Origin of the sequence: Micromonospora sp. CA-248212 (assembly GCF_050948405.1) — a bacterium.
GTDB lineage: Bacteria > Actinomycetota > Actinomycetes > Mycobacteriales > Micromonosporaceae > Micromonospora.
Genome location: NZ_CP192023.1, coordinates 2,261,908 through 2,286,017 on the forward strand (window position 1 = coordinate 2,261,908; position 24,110 = coordinate 2,286,017).

Annotated in this window: 21 protein-coding genes; 10 read left to right on the forward strand and 11 right to left on the reverse strand. The window is 71.1% G+C overall.

Features of this window, described 5'->3' with window-relative positions; all coding sequences use genetic code 11:
* Nucleotides 1–101: 101 nt before the first annotated feature.
* Entirely contained in the window at nucleotides 102–1,358 is a 1,257-nt protein-coding gene (locus ACQP03_RS11095) for a family 16 glycosylhydrolase (protein ID WP_357397024.1), read from the reverse strand.
* A gap of 291 nt (nucleotides 1,359–1,649) precedes the next feature.
* Between ACQP03_RS11095 and ACQP03_RS11100 the strand changes: the two genes are divergently transcribed.
* Nucleotides 1,650–2,048, forward strand: a complete 399-nt coding sequence (locus tag ACQP03_RS11100; RefSeq protein ID WP_357120335.1) for a hypothetical protein — start codon at nucleotides 1,650–1,652, stop codon at nucleotides 2,046–2,048.
* A gap of 14 nt (nucleotides 2,049–2,062) precedes the next feature.
* On the opposite strand, the gene ACQP03_RS11105 is transcribed toward ACQP03_RS11100, so the two are convergent.
* Together ACQP03_RS11105 and ACQP03_RS11110 are read right to left on the reverse strand one after the other, a co-directional pair.
* On the reverse strand, nucleotides 2,063–3,511 hold the full coding sequence (locus tag ACQP03_RS11105; protein WP_357120332.1) for an aminotransferase class V-fold PLP-dependent enzyme: 1,449 nt from the start codon (nucleotides 3,509–3,511) through the stop codon (nucleotides 2,063–2,065).
* Entirely contained in the window at nucleotides 3,501–5,180 is a 1,680-nt protein-coding gene (locus tag ACQP03_RS11110; RefSeq protein ID WP_357120329.1) for an ATP-binding cassette domain-containing protein, read from the reverse strand. The genes ACQP03_RS11105 and ACQP03_RS11110 overlap by 11 nt, the downstream gene beginning before the upstream one ends.
* 157 nt (nucleotides 5,181–5,337) lie before the next feature.
* Here ACQP03_RS11110 and ACQP03_RS11115 point away from each other — a divergent pair, with 157 nt between their 5' ends.
* The 5 genes from ACQP03_RS11115 (at nucleotide 5,338) to ACQP03_RS11135 (ending at nucleotide 12,733) form a co-directional block, all read left to right on the forward strand.
* Nucleotides 5,338–6,516, forward strand: a complete 1,179-nt coding sequence (locus ACQP03_RS11115) for a glutathione-independent formaldehyde dehydrogenase (RefSeq protein ID WP_357397023.1) — start codon at nucleotides 5,338–5,340, stop codon at nucleotides 6,514–6,516.
* An 841-nt stretch (nucleotides 6,517–7,357) separates the two neighbouring features.
* Entirely contained in the window at nucleotides 7,358–8,905 is a 1,548-nt protein-coding gene (gene mmsA, locus ACQP03_RS11120; RefSeq protein WP_357120323.1) for a multiple monosaccharide ABC transporter ATP-binding protein, read from the forward strand.
* Nucleotides 8,902–10,200, forward strand: a complete 1,299-nt coding sequence (gene mmsB, locus ACQP03_RS11125) for a multiple monosaccharide ABC transporter permease (RefSeq protein ID WP_357120319.1) — start codon at nucleotides 8,902–8,904, stop codon at nucleotides 10,198–10,200. Before mmsA ends, mmsB begins: the two co-directional genes overlap by 4 nt.
* A 51-nt stretch (nucleotides 10,201–10,251) precedes the next feature.
* Nucleotides 10,252–11,358 carry a sugar-binding protein gene (locus tag ACQP03_RS11130; protein ID WP_357120316.1) on the forward strand — a complete coding sequence of 369 codons (1,107 nt, stop codon included), beginning with the start codon at nucleotides 10,252–10,254 and terminating at the stop codon, nucleotides 11,356–11,358.
* Nucleotides 11,359–11,470: 112 nt separating this feature from the next.
* Entirely contained in the window at nucleotides 11,471–12,733 is a 1,263-nt protein-coding gene (locus ACQP03_RS11135; protein WP_433460849.1) for an ROK family transcriptional regulator, read from the forward strand.
* On the opposite strand, the gene ACQP03_RS11140 is transcribed toward ACQP03_RS11135, so the two are convergent.
* Entirely contained in the window at nucleotides 12,730–13,068 is a 339-nt protein-coding gene (locus ACQP03_RS11140) for a hypothetical protein (protein ID WP_357398521.1), read from the reverse strand. The genes ACQP03_RS11135 and ACQP03_RS11140 overlap by 4 nt on opposite strands.
* Before the next feature lie 92 nt (nucleotides 13,069–13,160).
* On the opposite strand from ACQP03_RS11140, the gene ACQP03_RS11145 reads away from it, so the two are divergent.
* Both ACQP03_RS11145 and ACQP03_RS11150 read left to right on the forward strand, forming a co-directional pair.
* Nucleotides 13,161–14,126 carry an ATP-binding cassette domain-containing protein gene (locus ACQP03_RS11145; RefSeq protein WP_357398519.1) on the forward strand — a complete coding sequence of 322 codons (966 nt, stop codon included), beginning with the start codon at nucleotides 13,161–13,163 and terminating at the stop codon, nucleotides 14,124–14,126.
* Nucleotides 14,123–14,950 (forward strand): ABC transporter permease, encoded by an 828-nt coding sequence (locus ACQP03_RS11150; protein WP_357398517.1) that lies wholly within the window; start codon nucleotides 14,123–14,125, stop codon nucleotides 14,948–14,950. The genes ACQP03_RS11145 and ACQP03_RS11150 overlap by 4 nt, the downstream gene beginning before the upstream one ends.
* Before the next feature lie 58 nt (nucleotides 14,951–15,008).
* Here the strand turns inward: ACQP03_RS11150 and ACQP03_RS11155 are convergent, their stop codons facing one another.
* From ACQP03_RS11155 to ACQP03_RS11165, 3 genes are read right to left on the reverse strand one after another with little or no spacing between them, the layout of a single operon-like run.
* On the reverse strand, nucleotides 15,009–15,998 hold the full coding sequence (locus tag ACQP03_RS11155; protein ID WP_357398514.1) for an ABC transporter permease: 990 nt from the start codon (nucleotides 15,996–15,998) through the stop codon (nucleotides 15,009–15,011).
* Nucleotides 15,995–16,885: an ABC transporter ATP-binding protein gene (locus ACQP03_RS11160; protein ID WP_357398512.1), complete on the reverse strand. Its 891-nt coding sequence runs from the start codon at nucleotides 16,883–16,885 to the stop codon at nucleotides 15,995–15,997. The genes ACQP03_RS11155 and ACQP03_RS11160 overlap by 4 nt, the downstream gene beginning before the upstream one ends.
* A 20-nt stretch (nucleotides 16,886–16,905) precedes the next feature.
* Nucleotides 16,906–17,313 (reverse strand): GntR family transcriptional regulator, encoded by a 408-nt coding sequence (locus ACQP03_RS11165; protein WP_355050404.1) that lies wholly within the window; start codon nucleotides 17,311–17,313, stop codon nucleotides 16,906–16,908.
* 180 nt (nucleotides 17,314–17,493) lie between these two features.
* Between ACQP03_RS11165 and ACQP03_RS11170 the strand changes: the two genes are divergently transcribed.
* Nucleotides 17,494–18,762, forward strand: coding sequence for an Nramp family divalent metal transporter (locus ACQP03_RS11170; RefSeq protein WP_357171511.1), 1,269 nt, complete (start codon nucleotides 17,494–17,496; stop codon nucleotides 18,760–18,762).
* A 35-nt stretch (nucleotides 18,763–18,797) separates the two neighbouring features.
* Here the strand turns inward: ACQP03_RS11170 and ACQP03_RS11175 are convergent, their stop codons facing one another.
* A complete protein-coding gene (locus ACQP03_RS11175; RefSeq protein ID WP_357171512.1) occupies nucleotides 18,798–19,007 on the reverse strand; it encodes a helix-turn-helix transcriptional regulator in 210 nt (69 codons plus the stop codon).
* Between the two features lie 171 nt (nucleotides 19,008–19,178).
* Between ACQP03_RS11175 and ACQP03_RS11180 the strand changes: the two genes are divergently transcribed.
* Complete coding sequence (locus ACQP03_RS11180) at nucleotides 19,179–19,439, forward strand: hypothetical protein (protein ID WP_357171513.1); 261 nt, start codon at nucleotides 19,179–19,181, stop codon at nucleotides 19,437–19,439.
* Between the two features lie 397 nt (nucleotides 19,440–19,836).
* Here the strand turns inward: ACQP03_RS11180 and ACQP03_RS11185 are convergent, their stop codons facing one another.
* From ACQP03_RS11185 to ACQP03_RS11195, 3 genes are all read right to left on the reverse strand, one after another.
* Nucleotides 19,837–20,109 (reverse strand): hypothetical protein, encoded by a 273-nt coding sequence (locus ACQP03_RS11185; protein ID WP_357120288.1) that lies wholly within the window; start codon nucleotides 20,107–20,109, stop codon nucleotides 19,837–19,839.
* A 65-nt stretch (nucleotides 20,110–20,174) separates the two neighbouring features.
* Entirely contained in the window at nucleotides 20,175–23,000 is a 2,826-nt protein-coding gene (locus ACQP03_RS11190) for a DUF5682 family protein (RefSeq protein ID WP_357398509.1), read from the reverse strand.
* Entirely contained in the window at nucleotides 22,997–24,109 is a 1,113-nt protein-coding gene (locus tag ACQP03_RS11195; RefSeq protein WP_357171515.1) for an ATP-binding protein, read from the reverse strand. The genes ACQP03_RS11190 and ACQP03_RS11195 overlap by 4 nt, the downstream gene beginning before the upstream one ends.
* Nucleotide 24,110 lies beyond the last annotated feature (1 nt).

Genomic DNA, 24,110 nt, shown 5'->3' on the forward strand with positions numbered 1-24,110 from the left:
TGGGTGGTCGCCCGACCGAATCGGGTTCGGGGCACTGTCGCGCACGCGAACGGGCCGTCCGAGGCTGCGCTCGGACGGCCCGTTCGCTCATGCCGGTCTGCTCAGAAGCGGGACCACTTCTGGTTGGACGCGCCGAGGCAGTCCCACAGGTGCAGCTTGCCGCCGTTGTTGGGGTTGGCCTCCCGTACGTCGACGCACTTGTTGGCGCTGAGGTTGACCAGGTCGCCTGCGCTGTTGAGCGTGAAGCGCTGAGCCGGGTTGCCGTTGCAGCTGACCAGGTTGACCTCGGTGCCGTTGGCCGTGCCGGCCCAGGCCGGGTCCATGCACTTGCCCATCGCCCGGACGGTCCCGTCGGAGGCGAAGGTCCACGCCTGCGCCGCGGTCGTGTTGCAGTCCCAGATCTGCAGCTTGGCGCCCTCGACGGGGTTGGCGCTCGGGATGTCGATGCAGCGCCCGCTCTGCGCTCCCCGAAGCCGCGTGGTGCCGGACGGCGGGTTGCCGCCGTCGGAGGTGTAGCTCGACACCCGGACGTAGTCGACGAGCATCTGCTGCGGGAACTGGGTGGAGCCGTCCGGGTAGCCGGGCCAGTTTCCCCCGACCGCCACGTTCAGGATCATGAAGAACGGGTGGTCGAACACCCACCGGTTGCCGCCGAGGCGGGCCGGGTCGACCCGGTGGTACTGCACCCCGTCCAGGTACCAGGTGATCGCGCCCGGCTCCCAGTCCACCCGGTAGTCGTGGAAACCGTCGGCGAGCGGGCCGCCGATCGTGCGGCTGCCGGTGATGCCGCCACTGCCCGAGTAGCCGGGGCCGTGCACGGTGCCGTAGACGGTGTTGGGCTCCCGGCCGATGTTCTCCATGACGTCGATCTCGCCGGAGTCGGGCCATCCGCCGCCGGTGCCGAGCATCCAGAACGCCGGCCAGATGCCCTGACCGCGCGGGATCTTGATGCGGGCTTCGAAGCGGCCGTACGTCTGGGTGAAGGTCGCCGCCGTCAGCAGCCGGGCCGAGGTGTACTCACAACGGCCGTAGTGGCACTGGTAGTTGGCGGGGTTCTCCCGACGGGCGGTGATGACGAGGTTGCCCTGGCCGTCGTGTACGGCGTTGCTGGTGCTGTTGGTGTAGTACTGCCGCTCGTTGTTGCCCCAGCCCCCGCCGCCGATGTCGAAGCGCCACTTGTTCGCGTCGACGGGCGTACCGGCCGGGGCGTTGAACTCGTCCTGCCAGGTGAGTCCGCCGATGGCGGCCTCGGCGCGGTCGGACTGGCCCGGGAGGCTGAGGGTGGCGAGGGTGGTGACGAGGGCGACCGCCGCGAGGACGAGGGGGCGGCTGCGGGAGGTGGGGCGGGCTGTGAACACGGGAGGCTCCTCAGCGAGGTGAAGGGGAGGCGGCGCGTCGGAGACGGCGCGGCAGAGAATCTTGGAGAGCGCTCTCCAAGCGAAGCATGTCGATATGGTGACCTTTCTGTCAAGAGTGTTTCCAATGCCGCGACGGTCCGTTACCGCCCGATCGCACCCCTCGATAGCGGTCGAATCGACACTTCCTATTGCCGTGGAGCGTCCACGCGGGACAGGATGACGAGGTCCGCAGGAAACCTCCCCGTAACCTGCGTGCTGCTGGTCTCTGTCACAAGGAAGTGGGAGTCAGTCATGAGCGACGCGTCGACGGCGCTGGGTGTGCGCCTCTACCCGGATCTGGTCGAGCGGGGTGGCCTGGCCCCCGCGCTCATCGAGACCGCCGACCGCCACCGGCTCGACATCGGCCGGGTGACCGCACCCGAGCAGGGGCGGGCCCGGTTCACCTGCGCCGAGCTGCACTCCGACCAGGGCGTGGTCTGTGTCGGGCTGGGCTCGCAGGCCCGGTACTTCATGATCGACGTCCGCTCCGCGGGCGAGGTGCTGGCCCGCGGCGACTGCATGGACCTGGTCCAGGTCGCCCAGGTTGCCTCGGCCTGGCGGGAGGGGGCGACCCTCGCCGAGCTGGCCGCCCGGTTCGCGTTCATGGAGGAGATCACGCACCGCCCGGCGCCGGTGGCCCAGGTCGGCTAGCCCCGGAGGGCACGTCAGCACCGGAGCCGGGGCGGCAACGGCGGCCCGACCTCACCGTCCCGGTCCAGGTAGGACGACTCCACGAAGGCGACGAAGCGTTCGGCGTCGGCCGCGGTGGACGCCAGCCCGAACGACACCCGGACCGCGCCGCCGGTCGGTAGCGCCAGCGCGTCCAGGTACTCGTCGATCGTACCGATCTGGGCGAGCAGGCGTCGCCGCAGCGTCTGCCGGGTGATCCCGAACGCCCCCTCGCCCGCACCCGGATTGCAGAAGCATCCGGTCCGCAGGGAGAAGCCCGCCGCGGCGGCCTCCCGGGCGACAAGTCGCTCGTCGACCGGCGTGCCGTCCGGCCGCAGCACGTTGAACGTCACGGTCGCGCCCCGGCCCTCGCCGGTGGCCGGCCCGTACACCCGCACCAGCGGTTGGCCGGTGCGGTGCCGCAGCGCGGTCAGGCGGTCCAGCAACCAGGCGGTGAGCAGGCCGACCCGGCTGTGCACGAGATCCACGCCGATCGAGTCGAGCCACCGCAGCCCGAACTCCACGTCCGGAATGCTCAGGAAGTTGAGCGTGCCGTCCTCGAACGCCGACTCGTCGTCCATCGAGCGGTGCCAGTCACCCTGCACGCTGACCGCCCTGATGGTGCCCCCGGCGAACCACGGACGGCGCAGCCGGGCCAGCGCGTCACGACGCGCCAGCAGCGCGCCGACGCCGGTCGGATAGCCGAACAGCTTGTACCAGCTCAGGCAGACGAAGTCGGGTCGGACGACGCGCAGGTCCAACCGGTTCGTGGCGGTGAACGCGGCGGCGTCCAGCAGCACGTCGTAGCCGTGCCGGTGGGCCAGCTCGACCCAGCCAAGGGGATGCTGCACGCCGGAGAAGTTGCTCTGCGCCGGGTACCCGAACAGCCCACGGCGGCCGGACCGAACCCCGCTGCCGGCGTCGAGCACCGAGACCAGGTCGGCCTCGGCGACCCGCAGCTCCGGGCCGCTCAACGGCACGTACCGCACCGCCGCGCCGGCCGCCCGGGCGTACTCGCGGATGCCGTTGACCGAGTTGTGGTTGTCCCAGGTCAGCGCGAAGGGTGCAGTCGGTCCGAAGGGGTACGCCTCGCCGACCAGACGGCAGGCGCCGCTGGCGTTGGGGGTGAAGACCACCGCGTACTCGGCGGGGTCGGCGGAGAAGAAGTCGAGCACCGCCCGCCGGGCCGACTCCACCAGCGAGCCGGCCGCCGCGCTGGTCGGGCTCTCCGAGTGCGGGTTGCCGTACGGGCCCGCCAGCAGCCGGTCGTGGTGCGCCCGCACCTGGGCCCGTGCGGTCACCCCGGCCCCGGCGTAGTCGAGGTAGACCTGGCCGTGCCGGTCGAGGTGCGGGTACTCGGTGGCGCGTAACTCGTCGATCCGCGCGGTGTCGGCGTACCCGGGCAGGTCTGTCGGCGAGAGGGCAGGGGCGCGCTCAGGCCGCACGGCGGGCCTCCCGCCGTACCAGCACCGCCCAGGTCGCCGCGAGCGAGAGCAGCACGAACCCGCCGAGTACCAGCCAGTCGACCCAGACCGCTCGCGCGAAGGTGTCGCCGTACGTCTGCGACAGCGGCGGGCCGAGCGGTGAGCCGCCGTCGCGCCACAGCCGTTCCACCCCGGCGGTGTGCCCCAACCCCTCGAACGCCCAGCGGTTCGACATCGCGTAGCTGAGCCACCGGCCGCCGTCCGCCATGGCCGGCACCGGCAGGATCGCCCCGACGAACAGCACCTGCGGGAAGCACAGCATCGGCAGCATGAGGGTCGCCTGGGCCGCGTCCGAGACGGACGCGGAGCAGAGCAGGCCGAGCGCGAGCGCGGCCGCCGAGGAGAGCAGCAGGGTCGCGTACAGGGCCGCGAAGTCGCCGCCGCCGACCGGCGGCAGTCGGTCCATGCCGCGCAGCACCCCGAGCAGGGCCAGGTCCACCAGGGCGAGCAGCGGCAGCAACACCGCGACCTTCGCCATCAGGTACGGCAGCAGCCGGACACCCGCCAGGCGCTCCCGGCGCAGGATCGGCAGCTCCGTGCAGATCTGGAGCAGACCGTAGGTCAGGCCGAAGAAGAAGCCGCCGAACGCGATCCAGAAGAGGATCATCACGGTGACGGTCGGGCTCGGGCTCGCTGGGTCGAACGCGCCGGGGCGGAACAGCAGCGCGAACATCCCCAGCACCATCAGTGGTGAGCCGAGCAGGATCGCCAGCGTCAGCCGGTTGCGGGCGACGATCTCCGCGTTGCGCGCCGCGAGGACCCACCACTGGCGCAGCCGGCCAACCGGCCGTCCCGGACCCCTGCCGCCTGGGTCGCCCGTGGTAGCGGTCGGTCCAACGGCGCGCGACGCGGCGAAGCGCTCGGGCCAGACGGTCTGGTCGGACTCCTCGTCGAGCAGCAGGTGGACCTCCGCGAGGGACCGCAGGCCGAAGAACTCCCGGGCGGCGTCGGGCGTGCCGGCGTACGCCAACCGCCCCTCGCGGGTCAGCACGACCACCCGGTCGCAACGGTCCACGTCAGTGACCTGGTGGGTGGTGAGCACGACGGTCGCACCGGCGTCGGCGAGCGTCCGCAGCGCCCGCAGGAGGTCCACGGCGATCGCCGGATCCAACCCGGAGGTGGGCTCGTCGAGGAAGAACACGCCGGGTCGGGTCAGCAGCTCGACGGCGATGCTGGCGCGCTTGCGCTCACCGCCGCTGAGGCGACCCACCGGCACGTCGGCCCGCTCGGTGAGCCGCAGCTCGGCGAGCACCTCGGCCACCCGGCGCGACACCTCGGCGGGGCCGGTCCCCGGTGGCAGGCGCAGCCGGGCCGCGTACCGCAGGGTGCGGGCCAGCGGTAGCTCGCGGTGGATGATGTCGTCCTGCGGGACGAAGCCGACCGAGCCCGGGACACCGTCATCGTCGTACCCCACGGTGCCGGCCGCCGGTCGGCGGACCCCGGCCAGCGTCTCCAGCAGGGTGGTCTTGCCCGCGCCGCTGACCCCGATGATCGCGACCAGCTCGCCCGGCGCGACGGTCAGCGAGATGTCGTCGAGGACGCGACGTCCACCTCGGACGGTCGCCCCCAGGTCACGGGCCACGATGCCGACGCCGGTGCGCGGTCGGGACGTGGTCTGTTCGGTCGTCATGTCGAAGGTGCCCGATCCGGTCGGCGAGGTGGTGCCCCTGACATCGTGCTTCGCCGATGCTACGTCGCGCGGCGGACCGTCCTGCCCGTCGATCGCTCCGGCATGAATCGGCCAACCGGGGGAAGACCGACGCTCCACCACCTGAGGGGGAGCCGGTATGAGAGCCGTCGTCTACGTAGACGTTCGGGACGTCGCGGTACGGGAGGTGCCCGACGCGAGGATCGAGGCGTCGACGGACGCGCTCGTGCGGATCACGTCCACCGCCCTGTGCGGCACGGACCTGCACATGTACGACGGGCGCACCGGCGCCGAACCGGGGTTGGTGTTCGGCCACGAGCCGCTGGGTGTGGTGCAGGAGGTCGGCTCGGCGGTGCAGACCGTGCGACCCGGCACCCGGGTGGTGATCCCCACGCACCTGTTCTGCGGCACCTGCGTGATGTGCTCGCGCGGGCTCTCGGCGGCCTGCCTGCGGGCACGGGCCGAGGGGCCGGGCGCTGCCTACGGCTACGCCGGGATGGGTCCGTACCGGGGCGCCCAGGCCGACCTGCTGCGGGTGCCGTGGGCCGACGCGAACTGCGTGCCCGTGCCGGGAGAGCCGGGCGACGCGTACGAGGACGACTTCGTGCTGCTCGCCGACGCGTTCGTGACCGGGTGGCACGCCGCGGCGACCCTCGCCGAGGTGCAGGCCGGCGACACCGTGGCCGTGTTCGGCGCCGGCACCATCGGTCTGCTCGGCGCGTACTCGGCGCTGCTGCGGGGCGCCCGGGTCGTCTACTGCGTCGACGGGGTGGACGCCCGGCTCGACAAGGCCGGTGAGCTCGGCGCGGTTCCGGTCGACTTCCGCCTCGGTGACCCGGTGGAGCAGATCCGCGCCGACCGCGCGCGGGCCGGTCTGCCGCTGGGCGAGGAGAAGTTGGGCGGGATCGACCGGGTCATCGACGCGGTCGGTTTCCAGGCGCGCGACCGGGAGCACCCCGACCAGGAGCGCCCGGACCAGGTGATCGCCGACGCCGCCCGGCTGGTCAATCCCGCGGGTTCGATCGCCGTGGCGGGCGTCTACCCCGAGAAGGACCTACACCCGCGGCCGGGCGCGAGCGCCCGCGAGGATCTCGTCGCGCCCTGGGGGACGCTGTTTACCAAGGGCGTCGCCGTGCGGTTCGGACGCACGCACGATCGTCGCTACACGGTGCTGCTGCGGGACATGGTCGTCGCCGGCCGGGCCCGGCCCGGTGTGATCGTGACCCACCACGGCGTTCTCGACGACGCGCCGGGGCTGTACCGCAGCTTCGACCGCCGCGAGGACGGGGTGATCAAGGCGGTGCTGCACCCCAGCTGACCGGTCGACCTCCACCGCCCGCCCCCGCCCCCGCCCCGCCTCGCCCCGCCCCGCCCCCGCCCCGCCCGCCCCGCCCGCCCCGCCTCGCCCCCGCCCCCGCCCCCGCCCCCGCCCCGCCCCCGCCCCGCCCGCCCCGCCTCGCCCCCGCCCCCGCCCCGCCCCCGTCCCGCCGATCTTGCACTTTCGGTCGTCGACATGAGCGGAATGCCCGCTATGCCGCCACAGCAAGTGCAAGATCGCGGGTGATCACCGCCCGCCCCCGTCGATCATGGAGTTGTGGTGCCGGGTTTGGAGATAGACGCGCGCTTTGTCACCAACCACAACTCCATGATCGGCGGGGCGAGGCGAGGCGAGGCGGGGCGGGGCGGGGCGGGGGCGGGGGCGGGGCGTGCGGGGGTGGCGGCCGTCGATCCCTTCGCTCGGGGGAGGCGTGGGTCACATCGCAGGCCGCGGTCGGCCGAGGCATGCTGGACGGGTCGCCGGCCTCATGGCTCGATCACCACCGTTCGATGGCAGTTCGGCCGGGGCGCCCGGGTGTCCGCGCCTGCTGGGGCGGATCGTGCCTGGTGGCGAGCCTGCTTGCGGTGATCGGCGCGGATGGCTCGTCGACTCCGATTTGACAACGTTGCCAGGAGCGGTCCATGGTGCCATCGGCGACTCGTGGGACCGGCGTGACGGGCGAATACTCTGCTTCGTCTATATTGCCGGATTGTTACATTTTCAACACCGCCTCGCCTTGCGGATGGCCTGCTCACCGCAATACGTTGCCGTCAACAACAAAACCAAGTGAAGGTTCAACCTTCCGGAGGCAACCGATGACGTTGGCGAGGTGGTACGAGCGATGAGCGACGTGCCGATCCTCCTTGAGATGCGTTCCATCACCAAGGAGTTCCCCGGAGTCAAGGCCCTCTCCGACGTCAACCTGGTGGTTCGCGCCGGCGAGATCCATGCCATCTGCGGCGAGAACGGTGCGGGCAAGTCCACGCTGATGAAGGTGCTCAGCGGGGTCTACCCGTACGGCAGCTACGACGGCCAGATCGTCTACCAGGGGTCGGAGAGCAAGTTCTCCGACATCCGGGCGAGCGAGGGCGCCGGCATCGTGATCATCCACCAGGAGTTGGCGCTCATCCCCGGGATGTCGATCGCCGAGAACATCTTCCTCGGTAACGAACCGCGCAAGCGGGGCGCGATCGACTGGAAGGCCGCCAACCGGATGGCGCTGGACCTGATGGCCCGGGTCGGTCTGGAGGAGAACCCGGACACCCTGGTCAAGGACATCGGCGTCGGCAAGCAGCAGCTCGTGGAGATCGCGAAGGCGTTCGCCAAGGACGTGAAGCTGCTCATCCTGGACGAGCCGACCGCCGCGCTGAACGAGGCCGACTCCCGGCACCTGTTGGACCTGCTGCGCGGCTTCCGCTCCCGCGGCATCACCTCGATCATGATCTCGCACAAGCTGAACGAGATCGAGGCGATCGCCGACCAGATCACCATCCTCCGGGACGGCAAGACCGTGGAGACCCTCGACGTCAAGGCGGACGGGGTCGACGAGGACCGGATCGTGCGGGGCATGGTCGGCCGCGAGCTGAGCAGCCGGTTCCCGGACCACACCCCGAAGATCGGCGACGTCTTCTTCGAGGTGCGCAACTGGAACGTCCGGCACCCGATCTCCGCCGAGCGCCAGGTCTGCAAGAACGAGAGCTTCGTGGTGCGCCGCGGCGAGATCGTCGGCTTCGCCGGCCTGATGGGCGCGGGCCGCACCGAACTCGCGATGAGCGTCTTCGGCCGCTCCTACGGGGTGTACGAGTCGGGCACGATCATCAAGGACGGCAAGGAGATCGTCCTGAAGTCGGTGGCGGACGCCATCGACCACGGCCTCGCGTACGTCAGCGAGGACCGTAAGGCGCTCGGCCTCAACCTGCTCGATGACATCAAGACGTCGACGGTGGCCGCCAAGCTGTCCAAGATCTCGCACCACGGCGTCCTGAGCGAGGTCGAGGAGTACCAGGCGGCCGAGGCGTACCGCAAGGAGTTGCGGACCAAGGCCCCGACGGTCGACGAGGGCGTCTCCAAGCTCTCGGGCGGCAACCAGCAGAAGGTCGTCCTGGCCAAGTGGATGTTCAGCGACCCGGACCTGCTGATCCTCGACGAGCCGACCCGCGGCATCGACGTGGGCGCGAAGTACGAGATCTACGGCATCATCCAGCGGCTCGCCGACCAGGGGAAGGGCGTTGTCGTCATCTCCTCGGAGCTGCCTGAGCTGATCGGGCTCTGCGACCGCATCTACACCGTCTTCGAAGGCGCCATCACGGGCGAGATCGCCCGGGCGGACGCGAACCCGGAAACCCTCATGAAGCAGATGACCTCGACGAAGAAGTTGGCCACCCGATGAGCCGTATCAGAGACCTTCAGAAGAACCTGTTTGGAGGCACGACCTCCAACGCCCGCCAGTTCGGGATGATCTTCACCCTGGTGGCGATCGTCTTGATCTTCCAGATCTGGACCAATGGGCTGACGCTGCGGTCGGACAACCTGATCGCGCTGTTCCAGCAGAACTCGTACATCCTGATCCTGGCCATCGGCATGCTCATGGTGATCGTCGCCGGGCACATCGACCTCTCGGTCGGCTCGGTCGCGGCATTCACCGGCATCCTGGTCGCCAAGTCGATGACCGAGTGGAATCTGCCCTGGCCCGCCGCCATCGTGTTCGGCCTCGCCATCGGCGCGGTGATCGGCGCCTGGCAGGGCTTCTGGGTGGCCTACATCGGGGTGCCGGCGTTCATCGTCACCCTGGCGGGAATGCTGCTCTTCCGCGGTGGCAACCAGTTCATCGGCAACGCCCAGAGCATCCCGGTGCCGGAGGGCTTCCGGGAGATCGGCTCGGGCTTCCTGCCCGAGTTCGGCCCGAACACCGGCTACAACAACGCGACGCTGCTGCTCGGTCTGGCCGCCGCGGTGGCGGTGGTGTGGCGCGAGATCCGGGCCCGCAACACCCGACGGGCGATGGACGCCGACCCGGCGCCCCTGTGGATCTCGATCCTGCGGATGGCCGTCATGGTCGGGGTGATCGCCTTCGCGGCGCTGCGCTTCGCCAGTGGTCGCGTCGGCACCAGCTTCCCGATCTCGGGCATCATCCTCGTGGCGCTGGTCATCGCGTACTCCTTCTACACCCGCAACACGGCCGGCGGCCGGCACATCTACGCGGTGGGCGGCAACTCCCGGGCGGCCGAGCTGTCCGGCGTGAAGCTCAAGCGGGTCAACTTCTTCGTCATGATGAACATGTCCGTCCTGGCCGCGCTGGCCGGCATGATCTTCGTGGCCCGTTCGCAGGCCTCCGGGCCGCAGGACGGTAACGGCTGGGAGCTGGACGCCATCGCCGCTGTCTTCATCGGTGGCGCGGCCGTCGCCGGCGGTATCGGCACCATCAGCGGCTCCATCGTCGGTGGTCTGGTGATGGCCGTGCTCAACAACGGCCTCCAGCTCGAGGGCGTGGGCACCGACAAGGTCCAGATCATCAAGGGCCTGGTCCTGCTGCTGGCCGTCGCGATCGACGTCTACAACAAGAGCCAGGGGCGCTTCTCCATCATCGGGAGCCTGATGCGGCCGTTCCGCCGCGAGGACTCCGCACCACCCGCCTCACCGCCGGACGCGGAGCGCGAGCCCGCCAAGGCAGCGGTGTCCGGCTGACGGCCACCGACCTCTCCACCCGTCTCACATCCAGAAAGGCAAGTCCTCACCATGCGTAAAATCTTCGGCTCGTCGGTGGTGGCCATCAGCGCCGCTGCCATGCTGGCCCTGGCCGGCTGCGGCTCCGGCCGCGACGGCGACTCCGGCAGCTCGGGTGGCGGCGACGCCAAGGGCTTCGCGGCGAACTCGCTGATCGGCGTGGCCCTGCCGGCCAAGACCTCGGAGAACTGGGTCCTCGCCGGTGACCTGTTCACCAACGGTCTCAAGGAGGCCGGTTTCCAGGCTGACGTGCAGTACGCCGGCGCGTCGACCACGGTCGCCGACCAGCAGGCCCAGATCACCGCCATGACCACCAAGGGCGCCAAGGTCATCGTCATCGGCGCGACCGACGCCGCGCAGCTGGCGACCCAGGTCGCCGCGGCGCACGCCGCCGGCGCCAAGGTGATCGCGTACGACCGGCTCATCACCAACACGCCGGACCTCGACTACTACGTCGCGTTCGACAACTTCAAGGTCGGCCAGCTCCAGGGCCAGGCCCTGCTGGACGGCATGAAGGCCAAGAAGCCGAACGGCCCGTACAACATCGAGCTGTTCTCCGGTTCGCCGGACGACAACAACGCCGGTGTCTTCTTCAACGGCGCGATGGACGTGCTCAAGCCGGAGATCGACAAGGGCAACGTCGTCGTCGCCTCGGGTCAGAAGGACGTCAAGCAGACCGCCATTCAGGGCTGGAAGGCCGAGGGTGCGCAGGCCCGCATGGACCAGCTGCTGACCTCGACCTACGGCAACAAGGAGCTGGACGGCGTCCTCTCCCCGAACGACACCCTGGCCCGCGCCATCCTGACCTCGGTCAAGGGTGCCGGCAAGCCGACCCCGATCGTCACCGGTCAGGACTCCGAGGTGGAGTCGGTCAAGTCGATCGTCAAGGGCGAGCAGTACATGACGATCAACAAGGACACCCGCAACCTGGTGAAGGAGACCATCAACATGGTCAAGGCTCTCCAGGCCGGTAACACCCCGCAGGTGAACGACACCAAGTCCTACAACAACGGCAGCAAGGTCGTCGACACGTTCCTGCTCCCGCCGGTGGCCGTCACCAAGGCGAACGTGGTCGAGGCGTACGCCAACGACCCGAAGCTCGCGCCGCTCACCAAGTAATCACCACACGGTAGGCAGCACCGCCGATGGGTCCCGGATCTCCTCTTCCGGGACCCATCGTCGTCCGCGCCCCATCGTTCACCCGGCACCGATCCGTGAAGGAGGTCTGACCGTGGCAACACCCGTGCGGTCCAGGCCAGCCGGTGCCGGTCGTACCGTCGACAGCCCACTGCCCCCGGTCCCCGGCGCGAGCCAGGAGGAGATCCGACGGCAGAACCTCGGCGCCGTGCTGCGCTACGTGCACCTGCACGGGCCGACGTCCCGGGCCGAGCTGACCAGCCGTCTCGGCCTGAACCGCAGCACCATCGGCGCCCTCGCCGCCGACCTGACCGCCAGCGGTCTGGTCACCGAGGAGGCGCCGGCCACGACCCGCCGCGCCGGCCGCCCCTCCCTCGTGGTCAGCCCCCGTTCCGACCGGGTCTACGCGCACGCGCTCAGCATCGACGCGGACCGACTGCGGGCGGCGCGGATCGGCCTCGGCGGGCGCATCCTCGACCTGCGGGAGGCACCCCGTCCCGGTGGCATGTCGGCCGTCGACGCCGTCCGCCCGCTGGCCGACCTCGTGCGCGGGATGGAGCGCGGCGTCGCCTCCGACGCGCTGCTGGTCGGCGGCGCGGTCGCCGTCACCGACACCACCCGCGACGCCGACGGTGGCCTGCGCATCGTCGGGGTCGAGGAGGGCCTGAGCGCAGCCCTCGAGGCCGAGCTGACCGACTGCCCAGGATTCGTGGCCGGAGATCTGGCCGACATCGCGGGCCTGGCCGAGCACATCCGGGGCGTGGCCCCCGGCATCGACGACCTCATCTACCTGCACGGCGACCTCGGCATCAGCGCTGGCATCGTGGTCGGCGGCCGACTGATGATCGGCCACCGTGGCCACAGCGGCAAGGTCGGCCACATGGTGGTCAACCCGAACGGCCTGCCGTGCGGCTGCGGCTCCCGTGGTTGCTGGGAGACCGAGATCTCCGAGGCCGCGCTGCTGCGGCATGCCGGCCGCGACCCCGACGACCGGACCGCTGTGGCCGACGTGCTGCGCGCGGCGGCGGACGGCGACGCGACCGCCCGCGCCGCCGTCGAGCGGGTCGCCGACTGGCTCGGGTTCGGCGTCGCCAACCTGGTCAACGTGGTCAACCCGGACGCCGTGGTGTTCGGTGGCTCGCTGCGCGACATCTTCATCGCCGGGGCGGACACGGTGCGGCGGCGGCTGGACGCCATGCCGCTGCCGGCCTCCCGTGAGCACCTGCGGTTGCGGGCTGCGGCTCTCGGCCGGGACGCCGTCCTGATCGGGGCCGCCGAGCTGGCCTTCGACAAGCTGCTGGCCGATCCGCTCAACGTCGGCGTGGCCGGCCAGTCAAGTTCCGTCGACCCGGTCTAGGTGATCTCCCGTACCACGCTGGTGCCGTTGCCCGGCCGGGACTCCCAGGCCCACGACTCGTGCAGCTCCAGGCGGCCGTCGGCAAGGACCCGCACCTCCGAGACGCAGTGGCCGGCGGACGTCTGGCCCTCGACATTGAGTTGGACGTAGCGAAAGTCCAACCGGTCGCCGTCGCGGGTGCCGACGAGGCAGCCGCGTCGGATGGACCCACCGGCGTACTCGGCCCAGACCTCGCCCGCCCGCTCGTGGTAGGTGAAGACCGTCTCGGTGCCGACCTCACCGGCCACCACGTCCGTCACCGCGGCGAACCGCCGGCCGTCCAACGAGATCGTCATGCCGGGGACGCTAGTCGATCCACCAACCCCGTACGGTTTACCGTACCGTGTACGGTAGACCTTCGGTGTCCGGCTGTGGGAAGGGGACGGGTGTGACGACGAGCGGCGCGGCGATAGTGGTGCGAGGGCTGCGGAAGCGGTACGGGGACCGGTTGGCCCTGGACGGGTTCGACCTTGAGGTGGCCAGCGGGACGGTGTGCGGCCTGCTCGGCCCCAACGGGGCCGGCAAGACCACGTCGGTACGGATCCTGTCCACGCTGCTGCGCCCGGACGAGGGGCACGCCGAGGTCGCCGGGTTCGACGTGACCCGCCAGCCCGACCAGGTGCGCTACCGGATCGGCCTGGTGGGGCAGCATCCCGCGCTGGACGAGGCGCTCAATGGCCGGCAGAACCTCGTGCTCTTCGGCCTGCTGTTCCACCTGGGCCGTCGCCGGGCCCGGCAGCGGGCGGTCGAGCTGTTGGAGCGGTTCGGCCTGGCCGACGTCGGCGAGCAGCCGGTCAGCACGTACTCCGGGGGCATGCGTCGCCGGTTGGACCTGGCCGCCGGCATGGTCCTCGCCCCCGCCGTGCTGTTCCTCGACGAACCCACCACCGGGCTGGACCCGCGCGGCCGGAGCGAGGTGTGGGAGTCGATCCGCGAGTTGGTCCGCGCGGGCACCACCGTCCTGCTCACCACCCAGCACCTGGACGAGGCGGACCAGCTCGCCGACCGGATCTCGGTGGTCGAGGCCGGGCGCATCGTCGCCGAAGGCACCCCCGACGAGCTGAAGACGCAGCTCGGCGGCGACCGGATCGAGGTGGTCGTGGGGGAGCCCGCCGACCTCGCGACCGCCGTCGCGCAGATGCGTCGGGTGGTCGCCGACGAACCGACTGTCGACGTGGACCGGCGCGCGGTCAGCGCCGGCGTGGGGCACCGGGCCGGCGCGCTCGTCGAGGTGCTGCGGGCGCTCGACGCCGCGCAGGTCACGGTGGTCGACATCGCCCTGCGGCGACCCACCCTCGACGACGTCTTCCTGCACGTCACGGGTGGTCGGGCCACCGTGGAGGTGACCGCGTGAGCGCCACACACCCGCCCGCGACCGTGGACCTGACGCCCGGCCGGCCCGCTGCCCTGACAGACAGCGGTGCCCTGGTCTGGCGTGGCCTGGCCCGGTGGCGACGTGACCCCGGGCCGCTGGTCGCCTCGCTCGGTTTCAACATCCTGATCGTGCTGATCTTCGCCTACCTGTTCGGCGGGGCGATGCAGGTCCCCGACGGGGGCAGCTACCGGGAGTTCCTGATGCCCGGCATGTTCGTGATGACGATGGTGTTCGGCATCAGCCTCACCACGATCGCCGTCGCCGACGACCTGGAGCGTGGGGTCACCGACCGGCTCCGTTCGATGCCGGTCGCACCACTCGCCCCGCTCGTCGCCCGCGCGGTGACCGACCTGCTCTTCGCTCTGGTCACCCTCGCGGTGCTGCTGGCCACCGGCCTCGCCGTCGGCTGGCGGGCACACGGCGGCGTCGACGCCGCGCTGGGCGCGGCGGGACTGATCCTGCTGCTGCGCTTCGCCCTGGTCTGGGTCGGCATCTTCCTCGGCCTGGTCGCCCGGGGACAGACGGCCGTGGTCGCGGTGCAGACCCTGGAGTTTCCGCTCGGCTTCCTCTCCAACGCGTTCGTCGCGCCGTCCACCATGCCGGCCTGGCTCGGCGCGGTGGCCGCCTGGAACCCGCTGTCGGCGACCGTCGGCGCCGCCCGGGAGCTGTTCGGCAACCCGGGCTGGGGTGGCGACTCGTGGGCCGCGCGGCACTACCTCTGGTTGGCGGTGGCCTGGCCGATCGCGCTGGTGGCCGTGTTCCTGCCGCTCTCGGTCGCCCGCTACCGGCGGCTGGGCCGCTGAGGCCGGCAGGGACGGGTGATCGCCGGGGCCCCCGTGGCTCCGGCGATCACCCGCCCGGTTACGCGATCCGGCGGACCCGACGCACCGCGAGGTAGAGCAGGAGCGCGGCGAGGGCCACGAAGATGCCCGTCTCGATGCTCTGGAACAGCCAGAACCGGTCCCCCGGTTGGTACAGCTGCCAGTTGTACGCGCCCGGCTCGAGGCCCAGCTCGGCGCCGCAGGCCCGACCATCCGGCCCCTTGCCGCCCGGCGGGCACTGGATCCGGGTGTCCTCCGCGATCATCGTCCCGTCCGGGTTGCGGACGCCCTGGGTGAGGATCCAGTCTCCCCGGTTGATCTCCGGCGGGCCGTCCCCTTCGATCGGGAAGGTCTGGGTGCGCGCCGGCTGGTAGTGCGGCCGGGCCAGGATCTCCACCGCCGCCCGTACGCCGATGAACCCGGCGAGGGTGATGCCCATGGCGGGCAGCATCCGCTTCCACACGGTGCCGGCGAAGACACCCAGCGCTACGGCGAAGAGCGTGTAGCCGATCGGGACGATGCCCTGGAGGTCGAAGACGATCATGCCGAGTCGGCCCTCGTACGCGGCGTCGGTGAGCGGGTCGACCCACCAGGACATACCCAGCCCGTAGGCCGTCGCGAGGGCCAGGACGCCCGCACCCACCAGCCCGAACTTCACCAGGGCCCAGCGGGTCCGGCCGACGCCCTGGGTCCAGACGAACCGGTGGGTGCCCTGCTCCACCTCGCGGGCGACCAGCGGCGCGCCCCAGAACAGGCCGACCAGCACCGGCAGGGTGATCAGCAGGACGGCCACCAGGTTCAGGCTGCCGTACTGGTTACTGAAGCGGTGGAACCCCGCGTCGCAGGCCTCCCGGGTCGCCGCGGTCACGTTCGGGTCGTCGAGCTGACGCACACATGTGGCCAGGTCGAGGTCGGCGAAGGTGCTCCGCATCGAGAGGCCGATCGGCACCAGGACGGCGGCGAGCACCAGGAACCCCAGGAGGGTGTAGAACGCCAGCTTGCGGTGTTGCCGCCAGGTCAGCCAGATCATGCCGCCACCCCCCACTCGCTGTGACTGGTCTGCGTGACGCCGTCGGCCAGGTAGGCCAGGACGACGTCCTCCAGGCTGACGTCGCGGACCGTCCAGGCGGGCTCGGTGACGGGACCGTCGGTGCGTACCAGCAGCGTGGACTGCCGGTCCGTGTGGCTGGCCCGGACCACGTGCGCCACGCCCCCGATCGGACCGCCGTCGTGCCGTGGGCCGACGAGCTGCCGGTGCCCGGCAACCAGGTCGTCGACCGAGCCGGTGAGCTGCACCTGGGCCGCGTTGAGCACGATCAGGTAGTCGCAGACGCGCTCCAGGTCGGCCAGCAGGTGCGAGGAGAGCAGAACGGTGGTGCCGGAATCCGCCACGCTGCCCATCAGCGACTGGAGGAACTCCCGACGGGCCAGCGGATCGAGGCTGGCCACCGGCTCGTCGAGCAGCAGCAGCCGGGGTTGTTTGGCCAGTGCGAGAGCAAGCGCCACCTGGGCCCGTTGCCCGCCGGACAGTTTGCCGACCGGCTTGTCGGGCGGTATCCCGAGCTGCGCCAACCGGGTCCGGGCCAGTGCGGCGTCCCATCGCCGGTTCAGCTTGCCGCCGGCGACGACCAACTCGGCGGCGGTGAAGTCCCGGTACAGCGGCGTGTCCTGGGCGACGAACCCGATGTTGGCCAGCCCCTCCGTGTCGCCGTACGGCGACCTGCCGAACACCCGCACCGCGCCCTCGTCGGGCTTGAGTAGCCCGACCGCCAGGTGCAGCAACGTGCTCTTGCCCGCGCCGTTGGGCCCGACCAGCGCGGCGATCCGGCCGGCCGGAAGGTGCAGCGAACAGTCCCGTAGCGCCCACGTTCTGCCGTACCGCTTGCCCAGCCGGTCGGCCTCCAAGACCATCTCCATCCTCTGTCCTCTCGTACCGCTCACGCGGGTTCCTTCTGTGGGGCGTCGTCGGTGAGGGTGGCGCGCAGCGTGGTCTCCACCAGGGCGACGACGTCCTCGGCCGTGAGGCCGGCGGCCCGCGCCCGCTGCAACCACGCCACGAGGTCGTCACGCAGCTCGGCCTGGTTGGGCAGGGACGCGCCGGCCAGGGTGCGCTGGACGAACGTGCCCACCCCGGGCCGGCCGCCGACCAGACCCTCGATCTCCAACTCCCGGTACGCCTTCAGCACCGTGTTCGGGTTGATCGCCAGTGACTGGGCGACGTCCCGAACCTTCGGCAGCTGATCGCCGGGTGCGAGCAGACCGACGCGCAGCGCCTGCTTCACCTGCTGCACGAGCTGCATGTAGGTGTTCACCTTCGACCGGCTGTCGAGCACGAACTCGATCACTCGTGATGATCCTTCCTGTTGTCCTACGACAGTAGGACTATGAGACAGCTTGGTCGGGTCGGCGACGCCTGTCAAGCGCGAAGGGACCGTGGCACCCGTGGGCCACCGACTGGCACCGACGGGTCAGCCGCCCGGGAAGGGAACCGGCACGCGATCCGTACTCGAACGGGGAGGTGCTCGATGGTCACCAACGACCTCCGGGCGACGACGGCGACACCGCTGCAGATCGCCCGCGCCCGGGGCCGGGTACGCGGACGGCTGATCCTGCTCGGCCCGGCGTTCGTCGCCGCCGTGGCGTACGTCGACCCGGGCAACTTCGCCACCAACTCGGCGGCCGGCGCCCGCTACGGGTACCTGCTGGTCTGGGTCGTGGTGGTGGCCAACCTGATGGCCATGCTGGTGCAGACACTCACCGCCAAGCTGGGCCTGGCCACCGGCCGCAGCCTGCCCGAGCTGTGCCGCGAGCGCCTGCCCCGCCCGCTCAACCGGATCATGTGGGTGCAGGCCGAGCTGGTGGCGATGGCCACCGACCTGGCCGAGGTCATCGGGGGAGCGGTCGCCCTCTACCTCCTCTTCGGCATCCCGTTGCTACCCGGCGGGCTGATCATCGGCGCGGCCGCGTTCGTCGTGCTCGCCCTGCGCTCGCGCGGGTTCCGCGCCTTCGAGATCGCCGTCGCCGTGCTGCTCGGCGTCATCGTCCTGGCGTTCGCGGCCAACCTGCTCGCCGCCGGCTCCGACCCGGGCTCGGCCATGGCCGGCCTCGTGCCCCGCCTCCAGGGCACCGACAGCGTCCTGCTGGCCGCCGGCATCCTCGGGGCGACGGTCATGCCGCACGTCATCTACGTGCACTCCGCGCTGACCCGCGACCGCATCCCCGCGACCGACGACGCCGAACGCCGTACCCTCTTCCGGGGCCAACGCACCGACGTGCTGCTCGCCCTGACGGCGGCCGGCGCGGTCAACCTCGCCATGCTGCTGATCGCGGCGGCCAGCTTCCGGGGCGGCGGCCCGGTGGGCGCCGACAGCCTGGAGGGGGTGCACGCCGGCCTGGGCGAGAGCATCGGCACGGCCGCCGCCTTCGGGTTCGCCGTCGCCCTGCTGGTCTCCGGGCTCGCCTCCACGAGCGTCGGCACCTACGCGGGTGAGGTGATCATGCAGGGCTTCCTGCGCCGCCGGGTTCCGCTGCTGCTGCGCCGCCTGGTCACCCTGGCACCCGCCGTGGTAGTGCTCGCCATCGGCCTCGACCCCACCCGCGCCCTCGTGCTGTCGCAGGTCATCCTCAGCTTCGGCATCCCGTTCGCGCTGATCCCGGTGGTCGCCTTCACCCGTCGCCGGGACCTCATGGGCAACCTCGTCAACCACCCACTGACCACGGTCGCCGCATCCGGAGTCGCCGTCCTGGTCGTCGCGCTCAACGCCTTCCTGCTGTGGCAGGTCGTCGCCGGCTGAGCCAGCCGGTGTCAGTGCCGGGAAGGCGGACGGGGCTACTCGTCCTCGTCTACCAAGCGGGGGCGTCGGTGTTCGGCGATGTACTTCTCCACATCAGCCTTGAGCCAGATCGAACCAACCGACAGTCGGGCGTACGGAGCCGGGAAGTGTGGCGACTGCTGGATCTGGCGGAACCGTGAGCGGCCCACCCCGAGCATCGCCAGGACCTCGCCCGCCGCGACGAGTTCGCCCGGTCCATCTGCCATGCGAACGAAGGTAGACCGGCCGTGACGGGTCAACATGAATGCGCTCAGATAGGCGCGCCAGGATTGACAGGGGGGTAGCGTCCGGGATGGGATCTGTCTACGCCCGTCGCCGCGCAAGGCGGAGCCCGGCGGCGACGGGTGTCCCGTCCGAAACCACCCCTGGAGGCTGGAGTGGAACAGGAACAAGAGGTAGAGCGGCTACGCGAGTGGGTGAGCCAGCTCGAGGCGTCACTCCTGGATGTCCGGCGAGAACTCTTCGACGCCCGTGGCCGGCTGACCGCCATCGCGCGAGTGACCGAAGACCTCGAGCGGGTCCAACGAGCACCTGGCGTCATCTTCGGAACCGTCAACGCGATCATTCACAGCCAGTCGTCGACCCTACGCTGGTCTGACCGATGGTCGCCGGTCCGCTACCAGGGGGTTCAGCAGTGAGCGGCCAGCGGCACGCCCCGGTCCGGCCGTTCTGGTTCTGCGCGTCCTGTGTGCTCCCCTGGCCGTGCGAGCACGCGAAAGTCGAACTCGTGGCCGACTACTCGGACGAGCCGAAGCTGCTCGGGGTGGACATGGCCGACTGCCTGACTGAGGCGAGCCGGGATCTGACCGACCTGTACCGGACCGCACCCGACCCGGTGCAGCACTACGGCCGGTTCTTGGGCTGGGTCAAGCAGGCCTTGACCGCCCACCGACACCGCGGCTCCGGTCGTGTGCTGTGCCGCCCCACCTGTGGGGCAGCTCGACAGGCACCGCCGACAACAGTCACCTCCACTGGTTCTAAGCGACGGGCCCCCCGCCGGTAGGGCGGGGGCACCGCCGTATCCGGCATGGGCGCTCAGGTGCGGCGGCCCTCGTCCCGCGCGGGGATCTCCTGACGCTGTTCGAGGGCGTCCGCCGGGTTGGCGTCGGCCGGCAGGGACGTCACCTCCTCCAGGGCGCCGGCCGGTAGCGCGCCCTGCTCGGCCAGGTCGGCCTCGGACGCCTCCGGGTCCACGTCGCCGGAGACCCGGTCCGGCGGCCCCACGTCGAACGCGTCCTGCCGCTGCTCGGCGGCGTCCGCCTCCGGAGGAGGGAACTGGTCGCCCTGTTCGTCCCGGTACGTGCTCATCAAAGCCTCCTACCCGGCGGAAGTCGCCATGACGCCGGGCCGCTGCCTACCCGCCGCCGTCGCGCTCACGCCTGGCGCACCACCCGCGCGGCCACGGCCTCGACCGTCTCGGGATGCCTCGCCAGCAGCCCCGCCACCGCACCCTGCTCGGCGGGAGCGTCGTCGGCCGGCAGCCACCCGCCGTCGTACCCGAGCAGACCGGAGATCGCGTCGACCACCTCGGGATGCGCGGCGAGGAGGACACCGACCCGCCGCTGCGGCGCGGCCACGGCGCGTTGGTCGTCCACCCGCCCGACAGGTGGGGCCGCGACCCACGGCGGCACCCAGGAATCCAGCTCCGGCAGCGCCTCCGGGAAGGTCCGTCCGGCCTCCCGGATCAGGAGCGGAACCAGTTCCGGGCCCTGCTCCCGCAGTGTCGTGATCAGGGTCGGCAACCAGGGCAGCAGCACCGGATCGGGCAGCCGGGCGAAGGCCGTGGAGATCGTCTCGACGACGAACGGCGCGAGACCGGGCACCGGTTCCAGCGCGTGCACGAATCCGGCCAGGTACTGCGGGAAGGCCGGCACCACCAGCGGGTTGGCCAGCAGCTCGGCACACCGGGCCCGCAGATCGGCCACCGACAGCAGGCCGAGCTGGTGTCGGCCCGCCCAGAGCAGCGCCACCTTCGCCGGCGCGGTCGGGTGCGACTGCGCGACGGCCAGTTCCAGCTGGGAGCGGTCGCAGCCCAACGACAGTGCCAGACCCTCCATCGAGAACAGGAAGCCGAGCATCGCGCCGACCTGCCGCACGTTGGTCTCGTCGCTGGTGATCGCGGTGGGCAGCAGGGTGCAGTAGTGCGCGTACCCGGTCGTCACGAACGCCTGGCACCAGGCCGGCAGGGTCGGCGCGGTGGCCCGGTGATGCGCCAGCAACCGTCGGATACGGCGCAACACGTCGGGAGCGTCGTCGACGGTGCGCGCGGTGGCGAGCAGCTCCACCGCCCGCGCCCCCAGCTCGTCGACCAGACGTGGGCTGTCGAGCAGCCGGATCGCGTCCTCGACCGCTGCCAGAGCGCTGGCGGCGGTGGCGTCCGGGCCGCGCACCGCCCGACGCAGTCGTTGCTCCAGGACCTGCTCGACGGTCACACCCTCGTAGCCGAGCTCGATCAACGCCCGCTGATGGTGACCGAGCGCCAGGTCCCAGCTCTCCTGGACCGAGCGCTGACCGAGCCGCCGCTCACCCATGATCGGGCGGACCGCGGCCGGTGGCAGCAGATGCCGCAGGATCCACAGCAGGTCCGAGCAGCGGCCCAGCGCCGGCTCGGCGTTCAGGTCCAGCAGCGCCCGCTGGACGGTCCGCTTCTCCAGGGCCAGGCCGAGCGGTTCCAGCCGATCGAACACGTCGCGGGCCAGCGGCGGCAGAGCGTCGTAGCCGACCTGACCGATCCGGTCGCCGCCCAGCAGGATCTCGCAGAGCCGTCGGACGTCCCGCCGGCCGGGCACCACGTCCTTCTCGATGCAGGTGACCGCGGCGTCGGCGAAGTCGTACGGCGTGGGCCGGGCCCGGTTGCGCAGACCGGCCAGCAGGACCGACGTCTCGAAGACCGCGATCGCGTCGGCGGTGCTCGCCAGATATCCGTTGCGGCGAGCCAACCGGACGATGTCGACACACCAGCCGCGCAGCTCCGCCTCGTCCAGACCGTCCGGGCGCGGTGGCGCGGCGAGGAAGCCGGTGAGTCGGTCATCGACCGGCCCGGCGGGGGAGGGGACCGTCGTGACCCGACCGCGTCGCCCCCGGACAGCCGTCGTGCGTTGGCCGCCGAGCTGGTACGGCGACAGTCCGTGGCGGCGTACCTCCCTGGCCCAGGTCGCCGCGGCGATGGAGACCGAGCCGGACGCCAGCCCGAACTGTGCCTCGATCGCCGAGTGGCTGGACGGGATCAGCCCGTACCGCCAGCGGGTGTCGGTGCGCGGGGTGATCTCGAAATCGTCCGCGCCGGAGCCCAGCCCGAACTGCTCGACCCGGCTGGCAGCGTGGAACGCGCCGCAGACGTAGAGGCAGTGCGCCGGATCGACGCCGGAGGTGGCCAGGTGCTGACGCATCCGCGTCCACATGTACCGCTCGCGATCCTCGTCGCGATCGAGCTGATCCGCGTCGGCCGGGCGCAGCCGCCGGAACAGGCTGCCGATCAGCACCATCACCTGCCGGTACGTGTCGTGGTCGGCGTCGGCCAGCGGGCGTTCCACGTACTGGTCCCACCATTCCGACCAGTGCCGCACCTTGCCGTGGTGCAGCAGGTACGCCTCCAGCTCCGCGAACCGCGGTCGCAGGTCGCCGATCTCCACCCCGACGGCGTCGCCGTGCAGTCCCGATTCCGCACCGGTGCCGGTCGGCCCGTTCGCGCTGCTCGCGCCGGTCGGCTGGTCGCGCGGCGACCACTGGAAGACGTGGTCGGAGGAGCGGTCCACCAGCACCAGCTCCACGCCGGGGGTCTCCAGCGCGTACGCGATGGCCTGGTATTCCGCCGACGCCTCGGTGATCGGCGCGACGACGCTGAGCGGCCCCCAGTCGGCCGGAAAGCCGGACAGCTCCGACGCGAACGCCTGCACCGCCACCGGCAGGCGGCAGTTGCGCAACTCGCCGAGCAGCGGCTGGAGATCCTCGCACAGCTCCAGGTAGATCACCCGGGGCTGTTTGGCGCGCAGCCGGCGCACCATGGCCAGCGCGGAGGCCGGCGAGTGGTGGCAGACAGGGAAGATCTCCAGCGGCTCGCCGAGCGCCCGGTCGACATCGTCGACCATCCCGGCGAGGATCGCGCCGAGCGCGTCGGAGGAGCCCGCGAACGCGGTCGCCGCGTCGGTGAGCTGCTCGCGGAGCGCGCCGAACGTGCCGGCGACTGTCGACGCGGTCACGAGAGGGACGCGATCGCCTGACGGCCGCCGTCCAGGAAGCCCGCCCAGCCGTCGTCGTCCTTGCGGGCCCGTGGCTCGACCACGCCGTGCAGGTACTTGTTGAGGATTGCCAGGTCTTCCGGGCTGCGCCGGGCCAGCGATCCGACCAACGACCCGGCGAGCGTCGCCGCGCGCAGCGTACGGTCGCCGAAGAACTGGCTGTGCAGGATCGCGTCCTCCAGCACGCCGATCTGCTCGGCGGTCGACAGTGCCGACTCCAGCTTCTCCTCGTCGCTCGTCGCTGCCGCGGCGCCGGCGCGCAGGTCGGCGAAGCTCTGCAACAGGATGTCCAGCAGGGTGGGCGGCACGTCCAGCTCGATGCGGTGCCGGCGCAGCAACTCCTCGGTGCGGAACCGCACGATCTCGGCCTCGCTGCGCTTGTTGGTGACCACCGGGATCCGGACGAAGTTGAACCGCCGCTTGAGCGCCGAGGAGAGGTCGTTGACGCCCCGGTCGCGGCTGTTCGCCGTTGCGATGATCGAGAAACCGGGTTGGGCGAAGACGATGTTGTCCTGGTCCAGCTCGGGGATCGCGACGTACTTCTCGGACAGGATCGAGATCAGCGCGTCCTGTACGTCGCTGGTGGAGCGGGTCAACTCCTCGAAGCGACCGACCACGCCACGCTCCATCGCCGTCATGATCGGCGACGGGATCATCGACTCCCGGGACTGGCCCTTGGCGATCACCATGGACACGTTCCACGAGTACTTGATGTGGTCCTCCGTCGTGCCGGCGGTGCCCTGCACGACCAGGGTCGAGTTGCGGCAGATGGCCGCGGCCAGCAACTCGGCCAGCCAGCTCTTGCCGGTGCCGGGGTCACCGATCAGCAGCAGGCCTCGGTCCGAGGCGAGGGTGACGATGGCGCGTTCGACGAAACTGCGGTCGCCGAACCACTTCTGCGGGATCTCCCGGGACAGGCCGTCAGCCCGCTCCGACCCGAGGATGAACAGCCGGACCATGCGCGGGCTCAGGCGCCACGAGAACGGCTTCGGACCGGTGTCGACCGACTCGAGGAAATCCAGCTCGTCGGCGTACGTGACCTCGGCGGGGGCGCGCAACATCTCGGACATG

Bases quoted from the DNA above. Each gene is read 5' to 3' on its own strand.
- ACQP03_RS11100 (WP_357120335.1), top strand. From the start codon at position 1,650: ATGAGCGACGCGTCGACGGCGCTGGGTGTGCGCCTCTACCCGGATCTG.
- ACQP03_RS11110 (WP_357120329.1), bottom strand. From the start codon at position 5,180: ATGACGACCGAACAGACCACGTCCCGACCGCGCACCGGCGTCGGCATC.
- ACQP03_RS11115 (WP_357397023.1), top strand. From the start codon at position 5,338: ATGAGAGCCGTCGTCTACGTAGACGTTCGGGACGTCGCGGTACGGGAG.
- mmsA (WP_357120323.1), top strand. From the start codon at position 7,358: ATGAGCGACGTGCCGATCCTCCTTGAGATGCGTTCCATCACCAAGGAG.
- mmsB (WP_357120319.1), top strand. From the start codon at position 8,902: ATGAGCCGTATCAGAGACCTTCAGAAGAACCTGTTTGGAGGCACGACC.
- ACQP03_RS11130 (WP_357120316.1), top strand. From the start codon at position 10,252: ATGCGTAAAATCTTCGGCTCGTCGGTGGTGGCCATCAGCGCCGCTGCC.
- ACQP03_RS11140 (WP_357398521.1), bottom strand. From the start codon at position 13,068: ATGACGATCTCGTTGGACGGCCGGCGGTTCGCCGCGGTGACGGACGTG.
- ACQP03_RS11155 (WP_357398514.1), bottom strand. From the start codon at position 15,998: ATGATCTGGCTGACCTGGCGGCAACACCGCAAGCTGGCGTTCTACACC.
- ACQP03_RS11160 (WP_357398512.1), bottom strand. From the start codon at position 16,885: ATGGAGATGGTCTTGGAGGCCGACCGGCTGGGCAAGCGGTACGGCAGA.
- ACQP03_RS11170 (WP_357171511.1), top strand. From the start codon at position 17,494: ATGGTCACCAACGACCTCCGGGCGACGACGGCGACACCGCTGCAGATC.
- ACQP03_RS11175 (WP_357171512.1), bottom strand. From the start codon at position 19,007: ATGGCAGATGGACCGGGCGAACTCGTCGCGGCGGGCGAGGTCCTGGCG.
- ACQP03_RS11185 (WP_357120288.1), bottom strand. From the start codon at position 20,109: ATGAGCACGTACCGGGACGAACAGGGCGACCAGTTCCCTCCTCCGGAG.
- ACQP03_RS11195 (WP_357171515.1), bottom strand. From the start codon at position 24,109: ATGTCCGAGATGTTGCGCGCCCCCGCCGAGGTCACGTACGCCGACGAG.